Origin of the sequence: Pseudomonas sp. A014, from assembly GCF_052378495.1 — a bacterium.
Lineage (GTDB): Bacteria > Pseudomonadota > Gammaproteobacteria > Pseudomonadales > Pseudomonadaceae > Aquipseudomonas > Aquipseudomonas machongensis.
Window position 1 is genome coordinate 950,422 of record NZ_CP199001.1, and the last position, 12,894, is coordinate 963,315.

Sequence of the window (12,894 nt, forward strand, 5' to 3'; positions counted from 1 at the left end):
GAAAGCTCCACGCAAGGAGGTCGTTTTCTTTTGTTATCGGCGTGGTCGAGGGAAAGCATGAGGGGAAGATGAGAGAAATCTTCCCTGCGGCTCTGGCAGGGTCAGGCGAGTGGGCCTAGGATACGCGGCATGTAAAAAGGGAGTGTTTTCATGCGTAAGTCTTTCGTGATCAGCCTGTTGAGCGCCAGCGTTCTGCTGGGTGGTTGCCAGGCGGTCAATACCACCAGCGGCGGAGCGGTTGGCGTCGAGCGCAAGCAGTACATGTTCAGCATGCTGTCGACCGATGAGGTCAACCAGATGTATGCGCAGTCGTACCAGCAGACCCTCGGTGAAGCGTCGAGCAAGGGCGTGCTGGACAAGAGCAGTGCCGATGCCAAGCGTGTGCAGGTCATTGCCGACCGCCTGATTGCCCAGGCCCCGCAATTCCGGCCGGATGCCGCGCAATGGAAGTGGGAGGTCAACGTGATCAAGAGCGATGAGCTCAACGCCAACTGCGGCCCGGGCGGCAAGATCATCGTCTACACCGGGCTGATTGATCAGCTCAAGCTCACCGACGCTGAGCTGGCTGCGGTCATGGGCCATGAAATCGCCCACGCCCTGCGTGAGCATGGTCGCGAGGCGATGTCCAAGGCCTACGGTATCGAGATGGCGCGCCAGGGCGCCGGTGCGATCTTCGGCCTTGGCCAGGACAGCATGGCGCTGGCCGACACTGTGGTGAACTACTCCATGACCCTGCCCAACAGCCGGGCCAACGAGAACGAGGCCGACCTGATCGGCCTGGAACTGTCGGCACGGGCCGGTTACGACCCGAATGCGGCGATCACCCTGTGGAACAAGATGAGCAAGGCGTCCGAAGGCGCACCGCCTGAGTTCATGAGCACTCACCCGGCTTCGGCCAGCCGCATCGCGTCGCTGCAGGCCGCGATTCCGAAGGTGATGCCGCTGTACCAGGCGGCGAAGAAGTAACCCGCTCTGCGCGGTGGGGTAGTTGTCTGGTTCAACTATCCCGCGGCTGGAGCAATTCCTGTGGGAGCGGGCTGGTCCCGCGATCACCGGCAAAGCCGGTGCCAGGTGCTGCGGTGTCTGGCACCGGCTTTGCCGGTGATCGCGGGACGAGCCCGCTCCCACAGTCAGGACCGCTCTCACCTTCCTGCCCTGTCTTCGTTGCCCTAGCCAATCCACCCACTGGTCTTCATCGCCGAATACACCGCGACCGCTGCCAGCACGAAGAACGCTGCCGCCGCCAGTCGACGGATCAACGCCAGCGGCAGTTTGTCGGCCGCGAAGTTGCCCGCCAGGACCACTGGTACGTTGGCAATCAACATGCCCAGCGTAGTGCCGATGATGACCATGATCAGGTGCGGGTACTGCGCGGCCAGCATCACCGTGGCGACCTGGGTCTTGTCACCGATCTCCGCCAGGAAGAACGCGATCAACGTGGTCAGGAACGGGCCGAAGCGGCGTGCATTGCTGGTTTCGTCATCGTCCATCTTGTCCGGGACCAGGGTCCACAGGGCGGTGGCGGTGAAGCTTGCAGCCAGGATCCAGTGCAGCACGCTTTCGGTGAAGAACCCGCTGACCCAGGCCCCCACGGCGCCGGCGGCTGCATGGTTGGCGAGGGTGGCGGCGACGATGCCGGCGATGATCGGCCACGGCTTACGAAAGCGCGCCGCGAGAATGAGCGCGAGCAATTGCGTCTTGTCGCCGATTTCGGCGAGCGCAACGATGGCGGTGGGAACGAGCAGGGATTCGAGCATCAGGCTTCCTACGGGGCGGGTCGACACGGCTATGACACGTACAGCCTCCCCGCCCCGGGTAAGGTGTGCGTGTCATAGGTCTTGTCAAACCCCGGGCTCATCTGTGTGAGCCGTGAGGTCGCACGCGCCATGGCCTGTGGGCCAAGTGTGTTGACGCGTACCGGGCAAGCAGAGGGTGCTTGCGGGAGACTACTCCCCTAGGACGGAGCGGATTCTGCCTAGCCGAAACGGTTTGGGCAAGCGTTAATTTTTTAACCGCGTGTTGCCCTGTAGATCCGGAAGCCGTCTGCTTCGGCGCGGATTTCGCAGTTGCCCAAGGCCTCCTGGAGCAGGGGTTGATAGCGCAGGAAGCTATTGGCAACCAAGCGTATTTCGCCGCCTTTTTGCAGAATTTTGCTGCTTTTTCTCAGCAGGTTTTCCGCCGCCTGATAGTCGGTGTGCACCCCGGTATGGAACGGGGGATTGCTCAGGATCACGGTGAGATTATCGGGTGCTGCATCAATGCCATCACCGCTGATCACCTCGCCTTGCAGACCATTTGCAGCCAGGGTCAGTCGACTGGCGGCCACGGCGAAGGCATCGACATCGAGCAGGCTGACGTTGCTTTGTGGATAACGTCGCTTGATGGTCGCGCCGAGTACGCCCGCGCCACAGCCAAAGTCCAGCACATGGCCTACCGGCAGTTGCTCCAGATGCTGCAGCAGCAGCGCGGTGCCGCGATCCAGGCGGCCGTGGCTGAACACGCCCGGGAGGCTGACCACCTGCAGCGGGCCATCCTCGAGCGCCAGCTCGAAGCGCTCCGCCAGGCTCTCCAGGGGCTTGGCCTCGGGCGCATTGTCCACGGTCACCTGCCACAGCTGGCAGTGGCGGGCGCTGTCGAGCTTGCGCGGTTTGCCGAAGGCTTGCAGTTGCTTGGCCGCGCCCTCGATTCCGCCACGTTTCTCGCCGACCAGATACAGCTCGCGCCCGCCCAGGCGCGAGGCCAGGGCATTGAGTAGGTAGGCGGCAAGGTCGCGGGATTTGGGCAGGAACAGTACCGCCGCGTCGAACGGAACCTGTGGCACCTCCACGCCGTAGTGGCTGCGGCCAGTGAAACGCTGCTCCAGCAGCGCCTGATCACCGGCGTGCCAGGTCCAGGCGTGCGCGTGCGGCAGTTGCCCGAGCAGGCCATCGGCGGCGGCGCCGGCGATCAGCAGCGGGCCCTGGAACAGGTCCGCCTGGCGGAGCAACACTTCACTGCGCGGGTCCATCGGCGGACGCCTCCTGAAAAAGCGCGAAGTGTATCACTTGGCGCACCGGGACGCGGCGTGGTCGCTGCAGGAGCAACTGTCTTGCTCAAAATCTAGAAGCCAGCCCAAAGCCGTTACTGCCTTCCAGGTAGACGGTGATAGCCGTGGGCTTGAACTGCTCTGTGTATTTGCCCATCGATCCCCCAAGGGTTGGATTTGTGTCCAGCTTCTTGGGGGCAGTCCACCCTGTGGGAGCGGGCTTGCCCGCGAACACGGGCGTAGCCCGTGCCAGGCAGCGCGGTGTCTTTTTCGCGGGTAAACCCGCTCCTACAGGGACCGCACCCGTGCTGAGGACCGTGCACGGGTTGGCAGTAGCGACCGAGTGGGTTTGCGCTTCAGGCCACCACCCGCCGTGGCTGACCGGCGAAGAACGCCTGGGCGTTTTCGGCCAGTTGCCCGACGATACGCTGGCGCGACTCCACCGCACCCCAGGCGCTGTGCGGGGTGATGATCAGCCGCGGGATGTCTGCCGCCAGCAGCGGGTTGCCGTTTACCGGCGGCTCGACGCTCAGCACATCGGTCGCCGCACCGCCCAGGTGACCGCTGCGCAAGGCATCAGCCAGCGCCTGTTCATCGATCAGGCCGCCGCGGGCGGTGTTCACCACCAGGGCACCTGGCTTGAGCAAGGCCAGTTCACGGGCGCCGATCATGTGGCGGGTCTGCTCGTTCAGCGGGCAGTGCAGGGTCAGGGCATCGACTTGCGGCAGCAGTTCATCCAGCGCCAGGCGGTCGGCGCGCGCCGGTCGTCCGGGGATCTGCCCGCTCAGCACACGCATGCCGAACGCCTCGGCCAGGCGCGCCACCGCGCCGCCCAGCTCGCCGTGCCCCAACAGGCCCAGGGTCTTGCCTTCCAGCTCGACGATGGGGAAGTCCAGCAGGCAGAACTGGCTGGCCTTGGCCCATGCGCCGTCCTTTACCGCTTGCTGGTAGTCGCATAGCCGGGTGGCCAGGGCCAGCAGCAGCGCCAGTGTGTGCTGCGCTACCGAAGGTGTGCCGTAGCCCTGGCAGTTGCACACGGTAACGCCCTGAGCGCGGGCGGCGGCGAGGTCGACGTTGTTGGTGCCGGTGGCGGCCACCAGGATCAGTTTCACTTGTGGATTGGCCGCAAGCGCCGCAGCATCGAGCATCACCTTGTTGCTGATCACCACGCTGGCGCCCTGCAGGCGTTCGCTGACCTGTTCCGCTGCGCTGGCGGCATGCAGTTGCAGGCTGTCGAACTGCTGTTCGAGCGCAGAAAGGTCGAGATCTCCCAGGTCAAGGGAGTGATGGTCGAGAAAAACTGCATGACGCGACATTGGCGGCTCCGTCGGCAAAGGCCAGAGGTGGGGAGCGCATCGGCTCCGGATTCTGCGGCGCTGTAACGCCCTGTTCGCACATTGCCACTCATACTTTGCGACGCCAAATCATTCCTTCGGCTGATTTGACCGTCGCGTCACCGATCTACAGTAAATCCTTGAATATCCGGCACGCTTTTCAGAAAAGGGATACCCATGCTGCAGACCCGCCTCCTCAAGCCCGCCGACGGCGCCTACACCTACCCGCTGCTGATCAAACGCCTGCTGATGTCTGGCAGCCGCTACGAAAAGACCCGTGAAATCGTCTACCGCGACAAGGTGCGGCTGACCTATCCCGAACTCGGCGAGCGCATCGCCAGGCTGGCCAACGTGCTCACTGAAGCCGGGGTCAAGGCCGGTGACACGGTGGCGGTGATGGACTGGGACAGCCACCGCTATCTGGAATGCATGTTCGCCATCCCGATGATCGGCGCGGTGGTGCACACCATCAACGTGCGCCTGTCTCCCGAGCAGATCCTCTACACCATGAACCACGCCGAAGATCGCTTCGTGCTGGTCAACAGCGATTTCGTCGGCCTCTACCAGGCCATCGCCGGGCAACTGACCACGGTCGACAAGACCCTGCTGATCACTGACGGCCCGGACAAGACCGCCGAGCTGCCGAACCTGGTCGGTGAGTACGAGCAACTGCTCGCCGCCGCCAGCCCGCATTACGACTTCCCCGACTTCGACGAGAACTCGGTGGCCACCACCTTCTACACCACCGGTACCACCGGCAACCCCAAGGGCGTGTACTTCACCCACCGTCAACTGGTGCTGCACACCCTGGCCGAAACGTCGGTGCTCGGCAGCCTCGACAGCGTGCGCCTGCTGAGCACCAACGACGTCTACATGCCGATCACGCCGATGTTCCACGTTCATGCCTGGGGTATCCCCTACGCGGCGACCATGATGGGCATCAAGCAGGTGTATCCGGGGCGCTATGAGCCAGACATGCTGATCAAGCTGTGGCGCGAGGAAAAGGTCACCTTCTCCCACTGCGTGCCGACCATCCTGCAGATGCTGCTCAACTGCCCTTCAGCCAAGGGCCAGGACTTCGGTGGCTGGAAGGTGATCATCGGCGGCAGCGCGCTCAACCGGGCGCTGTACGAGGCTGCCCTGGCGCGGGGCATCCAGCTCACTGCGGCCTATGGCATGTCGGAAACCTGCCCGCTGATCTCCTGCGCGCACCTGAACGAAGAACTGCTGGCCGGTGGTGAAGACGAGCGCGTCAGCTACCGCATCAAGGCCGGCGTACCCGTACCCTTGGTGGAGGCGGCCATCGTCGACGACCACGGCAACTTCCTGCCCGCCGACGGCGAGGCCCAGGGCGAGCTGGTGCTGCGCGCCCCCTGGCTGACCATGGGCTATTTCAACGAACCGGAAAAGAGCAACGAGCTGTGGGCTGGCGGCTGGTTGCACACCGGCGATGTCGCCACGCTCGATGGCATGGGCTACATCGATATCCGCGACCGCATCAAGGATGTGATCAAGACCGGTGGCGAATGGATCTCCTCCCTCGATCTTGAAGACCTGATCAGCCGTCACGGGGCCGTGCGCGAGGTGGCGGTGGTCGGCGTGCCCGATCCGCAGTGGGGCGAGCGGCCATTCGCGCTGCTGGTCGTGCACGAAGGCCAGCAGCTGGACGCCAAGGTGCTCAAGGAGCATCTCAAGCCGTTCGTCGAGTTGGGGCACATCAACAAGTGGGCGATTCCGAGCCAGATCGCCGTTGTTACTGAAATTCCCAAGACCAGCGTGGGCAAGCTCGACAAGAAGCGTATACGCGTGGACGTCACCCAGTGGCAGGCCAGTAACAGTACTTTCCTCTCGACCCTGTAACACTTGCCCGGGTCACGCCTGTTCTGGCGTGACCCGCGTGTTAGAGGTATCGCGCCTTGTCAAACGACGAAATTGAGCCATGCTTCTGCACTGCCAGCGATCGAAGTGGCCATTTGCGATGCCTCTGCTTGCGAGACGCAAATCACACTTTAGAGGGATCAAGCGCGTGTGGCCGCTGGCTATAGTCGGGTCAGGGGATTTTCAGAAATGGGGGAGGGCGCACGCGCATGCCGTGCTGCCTCTGGCAGGAGCCTGCTCGCAGCGCTCGGGGCCGTTTCTGAAAGGACTCACTGCCATAACAAAAAAGTACATGGAGTAGCGTCGATGACATCTGCAAACCCGTTCTGGCGCCGGGCCAAGCTGCCCTTGGCCGTCAGCCTCGCTTCCACGCTCGCAAGTCCCGCATTCGGTGTGAGTTTCAACATCGGGGAAATCGAAGGTCAGTTCGACTCATCGCTCTCCATCGGGGCCAGCTGGTCGACTGCCAACCCCAACAAGAACCTGATCGGCGTCAACAACGGTGGCAAGGGCCTGTCCCAGACCTCCGACGATGGCCACCTGAACTTCAAGAAAGGCGAGACCTTCTCCAAGATCTTCAAGGGTATCCACGATCTCGAACTCAAGTACGGCGACACCGGCGTCTTCGTCCGTGGCAAGTACTGGTACGACTTCGAGCTCAAGGACGAAGGCCGCGAGTTCAAGGATATCAGCGACTCGGGGCGCAAGTCGGGGGCCAAGTCCTCGGGCGCGCAACTGCTCGACGCGTTCATCTACCACAACTACGCCATCGCCGACATGCCGGGTTCGGTGCGCTTCGGCAAGCAGGTGGTGAGCTGGGGTGAAAGTACCTTCATCGGGGGCGGCATCAACTCGATCAACCCGATCGACGTCGCTGCCTTCCGCCGCCCAGGCGCCGAGATCAAGGAAGGCCTGATCCCGGTCAACATGTTCTACATCTCCCAGAGCCTGACCGACAACCTGTCGGCCGAAGCCTTCTACCAGCTCGAATGGGACCAGACCGTCACCGACAACTGCGGCACCTTCTTCTCCCAGCCCGACATCATCTCCGACGGCTGCACCGACAACCTGCGCGTGCTCAACAGCAGCCGCACGGTGCCAGGCGCAGCGCAGCAGTTCCTCGCCACCCGTGGCGTGAACATCAACGAAGAGGGCGTGATGGTGCGCCGTGGTCCGGACCGCGACGCGCGTGACAGCGGCCAGTTCGGCGTGGCGCTGCGCTACATGTTCGAACCGCTGGACACCGAGTTCGGTGCCTACTTCATGAACTACCACAGCCGTGCGCCGATCTTCAGCGCCACCGGCGCCTCGCCTGCGGTATTCGCCGGCATTCCGTCGCTGCCGGCCAGCCTGCGCCCGCTGGCGCCGCTGATCGTCGCGGGCAACTCGCAATACTTCGTCGAGTACCCTGAAGACATCCGCCTGTACGGCCTGAGCTTCTCCACCACCCTGCCCACCGGCACGGCGTGGAGCGGTGAAATCAGCTACCGTCCCAACGCTCCTGTGCAGTTGAATACCACCGACATTCTGTTCGCCGGTGTGCGTCCACTGGGCGGCGCCCTGGCCAACGCTTCGCTGCTCAACGGTACCCCGGGTCAGGACCTGCACGGCTATCGCCGCAAGGAAATCACCCAGTTCCAGACCACCCTGACGCACTTCTTCGACCAGGTGATGGGCGCCAGCCGCATGACCGTGGTGGGCGAACTGGGCGTCACCCATGTGGGCGGCCTGGAGAGCGCACACGACACCCGTTACGGCCGCGACCCAGTGTTCGGCCCAGGCCCGCTGCCGGCGACCGGCGGCGCCGACACCTGCCAGGCACTCAACGCCAGCACCATCGCCGGTGCCGGGGCTGGGGCGTCGACCACCAACCTCAACCGCAAGTGCGAGAACGACGGCTACACCACCAGCACCTCCTGGGGGTATCGCGCCCGGGTGATCTGGGACTACAACGACGTCTTCGCCGGGGTCAACCTCAAGCCCAACGTGGCTTGGTCCCACGACGTGTCCGGCTACTCGCCGGGCCCTGGTGGCAACTTCGAGGAAGGCCGCAAGGCGATCAGCCTGGGCCTGGACGCGGAGTACCAGAACACCTACACGGCGAGCCTGTCGTACACCAACTTCTTCGATGGCAAGTACAGCACCGTGGATGACCGCGACTTCGTCGCCCTCAGCTTCGGCGTGAACTTCTAAGAACTCTGATCCAGGACGACAACGATGAAGATGACCACAAGTCTGCTGAAAGCCGGTGTGCTGGGCATGTCCCTGCTGGCGACCAGCGTCATGGCTGCGGTTTCCGCCGATGAGGCGGCCAAGCTCGGTACCACGCTCACGCCGATGGGCGCGGAGAAGGCCGGTAACGCCGATGGCTCGATCGGCCCGTGGGAGCCGCTGGCCAAGACCGCCGGCAGTGTCGATGCCAGGGGCTTCCTGTCCGACCCGTACGGCAGCGAAAAGCCACTGTTCACCATCACCGCCGCGAACGCCGACCAGTACAAGGACAAGCTGGCCCCTGGCCAACTGGCGATGCTCAAGCGCTATCCGGACACCTACAAGCTGCCGGTGTACAAGACCCACCGCGGCGCCACCGTGCCGGATGCCGTGTACGCCGACATCAAGTCCAACGCCACCCAGACCACCCTGGTCGAAGGCGGCAACGGCCTGAACAACTTCCGCGGCGCGATCCCGTTCCCGATTCCCAAGAGCGGTGTCGAGGTGATCTGGAACCACATCACCCGTTATCGCGGTGGCAGTGTGTCGCGTCTGGTCACCCAGGCCACGCCGCAGCAGAACGGTTCCTATAGCCTGGTGTATTTCAACGACCAGTTCGTGTTCCGCGACAAGATGAAGGACTACGACCCGAACAACCCGGGCAACGTGCTGTTCTACTTCAAGCAGGAAGTGACTGCGCCGGCGCGTCTGGCCGGGACCGTGCTGCTGGTGCACGAGACCCTCGATCAGGTCAAGGAACCGCGCAAGGCCTGGATCTACAATGCCGGCCAGCGCCGTGTGCGCCAGGCGCCGCAGGTTTCCTACGACGGCCCGGGTACCGCCGCAGACGGCCTGCGCACCTCCGACAACCTGGACATGTACAACGGCGCGCCGGACCGCTACGACTGGAAGCTCGAAGGCAAGAAGGAGATGTATATCGCCTCCAACGCCTACAAGCTCGACGATCCGAAGCTCAAGTACGCCGACATCATCAAGGCCGGCCACATCAACCAGGACCTGGCCCGCTACGAGCTGCGCCGTGTGTGGCATGTGGTCGCGACCCTGAAGCCAGGCCAGCGCCACATCTACGCCAAGCGTGACTTCTACATCGACGAAGATACCTGGCAGGCTGCGGTGATCGACCAGTACGACGGGCGCAACCAGCTGTGGCGCGTGTCCGAGGCGCATGCCCAGCCGTACTACAACAACCAGGTGCCTTGGTACACCCTCGAAGCGATCTATGACCTGCAGTCGGGCCGTTACCTGGCACTGGGCATGAAGAACGAGGAGAAAAAATCCTACGACTTCAGCTTCAGCGCCAACAAGGCTGACTTCCAGCCTGCGGCCCTGCGTCAGAGTGGCGTGCGTTAAGCGTTCAAAAACCAACTCCGTGTCATCTCCCAGAACGCCCCGGCTTGCCGGGGCGTTTCTGTTTCGGTCGGTTCATCAGGCTGACCTCGGTCAACCCCGCTAAGCTTGAATCTTCCAGAATCAGCCTTATCTATTGGTCATCTCAGGCAGGTTCTTCATTACAGGTGCTGTCCATCGCTCCGCCTGCCCTTTAAAGGAAGGTATCCCCATGCGAATAGACCGACTGACAAGCAAGCTGCAACTGGCATTATCCGATTCCCAATCCCTGGCCGTTGGCATGGACCATCCGGCCATCGAGCCAGTGCATCTGCTGCAGGCACTGATCGAGCAGCAGGGCGGTTCGATCAAGCCCCTGCTGATGCAGGTAGGCTTCGACATCAGCAGCCTGCGCAAGGCGCTGACCAAAGAGCTCGACCAGCTGCCGAAAATCCAGAACCCCACGGGCGACGTGAACATGTCCCAGGATCTGGCGCGCCTGCTCAACCAGGCTGACCGCCTGGCCCAGCAGAAGGGCGACCAGTTCATTTCCAGCGAGCTGGTGCTGCTCGCCGCCATGGACGAGAACAGCAAGGTTGGCAAGCTGCTGCTTGGCCAGGGCGTGAGCAAGAAGGCTCTGGAAAACGCCATCAACAACCTGCGCGGCGGCGAGGCGGTCAATGATGCCAACGCCGAGGAATCGCGCCAGGCGCTGGACAAGTACACCGTCGACCTGACCAAGCGTGCCGAAGAAGGCAAGCTCGATCCGGTGATCGGCCGTGACGACGAAATTCGCCGCACCGTGCAGGTACTGCAGCGCCGCACCAAGAACAACCCCGTGCTGATCGGCGAGCCCGGCGTCGGCAAGACCGCCATCGCCGAAGGCCTGGCCCAGCGCATCATCAATGGTGAAGTGCCCGATGGCCTCAAGGGCAAGCGCCTGCTCGCCCTGGACATGGGGGCGCTGATCGCTGGCGCCAAGTATCGCGGCGAGTTCGAAGAGCGCCTCAAAGGCCTGCTCAACGAGCTGTCCAAGCAGGAAGGCCAGATCATCCTGTTCATCGACGAGCTGCACACCATGGTGGGCGCCGGCAAGGGCGAGGGCGCGATGGACGCCGGCAACATGCTCAAGCCGGCCCTGGCCCGTGGCGAGCTGCACTGCGTTGGCGCCACCACGCTCAACGAGTACCGCCAGTTCATCGAGAAGGACGCAGCGCTCGAGCGGCGTTTCCAGAAGGTGCTGGTCGAGGAGCCGAGCGAGGAAGACACCATTGCCATCCTTCGCGGCCTGAAAGAGCGTTATGAAGTGCACCACAAGGTGGCCATCACCGACGGTGCGATCATCGCTGCGGCCAAGCTCAGCCACCGCTACATCACCGACCGCCAGTTGCCGGACAAGGCCATCGACCTGATCGACGAAGCCGCCAGCCGCATCCGCATGGAAATCGACTCCAAGCCAGAGGTGCTCGACCGTCTTGATCGTCGCCTGATCCAACTGAAGGTGGAGTCCCAGGCCCTGAAGAAGGAAGAGGACGAAGCGGCGAAGAAGCGCCTGGAAAAACTCACCGAGGAAATCGAGCGCCTTGAGCGCGAATATTCCGATCTCGAGGAAATCTGGGCGTCGGAAAAGGCCGAGGTACAGGGCTCGGCGCAGATCCAGCAGAAGATCGAACAGGCTCGCCAGGAACTCGAGGCCGCCCGCCGCAAAGGCGACCTGAGTCGCATGGCCGAGTTGCAGTACGGGGTGATCCCCGACCTGGAGCGCAGCCTGCAGATGGTCGATCAGCACGGCAAGACCGAGAACCAGTTGCTGCGCAACAAGGTCACCGAGGAAGAGATCGCCGAGGTCGTCTCCAAGTGGACCGGCATCCCGGTGTCGAAGATGCTCGAAGGCGAGCGCGAGAAGCTGCTGAAGATGGAAGGCCTGCTGCACGAGCGGGTGATTGGCCAGGACGAGGCGGTCACTGCCGTGGCCAACGCCGTGCGCCGGTCGCGTGCCGGGTTGTCCGACCCGAATCGCCCGAGCGGCTCGTTCCTGTTCCTCGGCCCGACCGGCGTGGGCAAGACCGAGCTGTGCAAGGCGCTCGCCGAATTCCTCTTCGACACCGAGGAGGCCATGGTGCGCATCGATATGTCCGAGTTCATGGAGAAGCACTCTGTCGCTCGCCTGATCGGTGCACCGCCAGGCTATGTGGGTTACGAGGAGGGCGGCTACCTGACCGAAGCGGTGCGTCGCAAGCCCTACTCGGTGGTGTTGCTCGACGAGGTGGAAAAGGCGCACCCGGATGTGTTCAACGTGCTCCTGCAGGTACTGGAGGATGGCCGCCTGACCGACAGCCACGGGCGTACCGTTGATTTCCGCAACACGGTCATCGTCATGACCTCCAACCTGGGTTCGGCGCAGATTCAGGAACTGGTCGGCGACCGTGAGGCGCAACGTGCGGCGGTGATGGATGCGGTGGGTTCGCACTTCCGTCCGGAGTTCATCAACCGGATCGACGAAGTGGTGGTGTTCGAACCGCTGGGCCGCGAACAGATCGCCGGTATCACCGAGATCCAGCTGGGCCGCCTGCGCGGTCGTCTGGCCGAGCGCGAGCTGTCGCTGAGCCTGAGCCCGGAGGCCCTCGACAAGCTGATTGCCGTTGGCTACGACCCTGTGTACGGCGCACGGCCGCTCAAGCGTGCGATCCAGCGCTGGATCGAAAACCCGCTGGCGCAGCTGATCCTCGGTGGCCAGTTCGTGCCGGGTGCGGCGATCACGGCGAAGGTGGAGGGCGACGAGATCGTCTTCGCCTGACGGTGTTGCCATCGCGGGCTTGCCCCGCGATGGCACCTGCGCAACCCCGCAAACCCCTGATTTTTCGGCGCTGGATCTAACTCGCTGAAAATTTTGAAAAAAATGCTTGCACAAAAAAACGAGTGCCCCTAATATTCGCCCCGCTGTCAGGCACTACGCAGATCACCGGCGGTAAAGATGATCTGAAAACAACTTACAAATCAGTAAGTTGGGTAAAAAAAAGTGGTTGACAAGCAAAACGAAGAATGTAGAATAGCCGACCTCAGCAGCGACAACGCTAAAGAGATTGAAGCTAACACAAG

8 protein-coding genes and 1 riboswitch are annotated in these 12,894 nt (G+C 63.0%); of the genes, 5 read left to right on the plus strand and 3 right to left on the minus strand.

Annotation, left to right across the window (positions count from 1 at the left end):
* Positions 1 to 150 precede the first annotated feature (150 nt).
* Positions 151 to 966, plus strand: coding sequence for a M48 family metallopeptidase (locus ACTYOL_RS04545; protein ID WP_054894582.1), 816 nt, complete (start codon positions 151 to 153; stop codon positions 964 to 966).
* A gap of 203 nt (positions 967 to 1,169) precedes the next feature.
* On the opposite strand, the gene ACTYOL_RS04550 is transcribed toward ACTYOL_RS04545, so the two are convergent.
* The 3 genes from ACTYOL_RS04550 to ACTYOL_RS04560 form a co-directional block, all read right to left on the minus strand.
* Positions 1,170 to 1,757 carry a TMEM165/GDT1 family protein gene (locus ACTYOL_RS04550; RefSeq protein ID WP_054895644.1) on the minus strand — a complete coding sequence of 196 codons (588 nt, stop codon included), beginning with the start codon at positions 1,755 to 1,757 and terminating at the stop codon, positions 1,170 to 1,172.
* An 86-nt stretch (positions 1,758 to 1,843) separates the two neighbouring features.
* Positions 1,844 to 1,968, minus strand: a riboswitch (yybP-ykoY riboswitch).
* A 40-nt stretch (positions 1,969 to 2,008) separates the two neighbouring features.
* Positions 2,009 to 3,007 (minus strand): methyltransferase, encoded by a 999-nt coding sequence (locus ACTYOL_RS04555; protein ID WP_444757592.1) that lies wholly within the window; start codon positions 3,005 to 3,007, stop codon positions 2,009 to 2,011.
* A 374-nt stretch (positions 3,008 to 3,381) separates the two neighbouring features.
* Positions 3,382 to 4,341, minus strand: coding sequence for a 2-hydroxyacid dehydrogenase (locus ACTYOL_RS04560; RefSeq protein ID WP_153772568.1), 960 nt, complete (start codon positions 4,339 to 4,341; stop codon positions 3,382 to 3,384).
* Positions 4,342 to 4,536: 195 nt separating this feature from the next.
* Here ACTYOL_RS04560 and ACTYOL_RS04565 point away from each other — a divergent pair, with 195 nt between their 5' ends.
* The 4 genes from ACTYOL_RS04565 to clpB all read left to right on the plus strand — a co-directional run bounded on the left by ACTYOL_RS04565 (position 4,537) and on the right by clpB (position 12,592).
* Complete coding sequence (locus ACTYOL_RS04565; RefSeq protein WP_200602690.1) at positions 4,537 to 6,219, plus strand: fatty acid--CoA ligase; 1,683 nt, start codon at positions 4,537 to 4,539, stop codon at positions 6,217 to 6,219.
* A gap of 324 nt (positions 6,220 to 6,543) precedes the next feature.
* On the plus strand, positions 6,544 to 8,430 hold the full coding sequence (locus ACTYOL_RS04570; RefSeq protein ID WP_153772567.1) for a DUF1302 domain-containing protein: 1,887 nt from the start codon (positions 6,544 to 6,546) through the stop codon (positions 8,428 to 8,430).
* Between the two features lie 24 nt (positions 8,431 to 8,454).
* Entirely contained in the window at positions 8,455 to 9,819 is a 1,365-nt protein-coding gene (locus tag ACTYOL_RS04575) for a DUF1329 domain-containing protein (RefSeq protein ID WP_112897346.1), read from the plus strand.
* Between the two features lie 208 nt (positions 9,820 to 10,027).
* Entirely contained in the window at positions 10,028 to 12,592 is a 2,565-nt protein-coding gene (gene clpB, locus ACTYOL_RS04580) for an ATP-dependent chaperone ClpB (RefSeq protein ID WP_054895234.1), read from the plus strand.
* Positions 12,593 to 12,894 lie beyond the last annotated feature (302 nt).

Bases quoted from the DNA above. Each gene is read 5' to 3' on its own strand.
- ACTYOL_RS04575 (WP_112897346.1), top strand. From the start codon at position 8,455: ATGAAGATGACCACAAGTCTGCTGAAAGCCGGTGTGCTGGGCATGTCC.
- ACTYOL_RS04550 (WP_054895644.1), bottom strand. From the start codon at position 1,757: ATGCTCGAATCCCTGCTCGTTCCCACCGCCATCGTTGCGCTCGCCGAA.
- ACTYOL_RS04565 (WP_200602690.1), top strand. From the start codon at position 4,537: ATGCTGCAGACCCGCCTCCTCAAGCCCGCCGACGGCGCCTACACCTAC.
- ACTYOL_RS04555 (WP_444757592.1), bottom strand. From the start codon at position 3,007: ATGGACCCGCGCAGTGAAGTGTTGCTCCGCCAGGCGGACCTGTTCCAG.
- clpB (WP_054895234.1), top strand. From the start codon at position 10,028: ATGCGAATAGACCGACTGACAAGCAAGCTGCAACTGGCATTATCCGAT.
- ACTYOL_RS04560 (WP_153772568.1), bottom strand. From the start codon at position 4,341: ATGTCGCGTCATGCAGTTTTTCTCGACCATCACTCCCTTGACCTGGGA.
- ACTYOL_RS04570 (WP_153772567.1), top strand. From the start codon at position 6,544: ATGACATCTGCAAACCCGTTCTGGCGCCGGGCCAAGCTGCCCTTGGCC.
- ACTYOL_RS04545 (WP_054894582.1), top strand. From the start codon at position 151: ATGCGTAAGTCTTTCGTGATCAGCCTGTTGAGCGCCAGCGTTCTGCTG.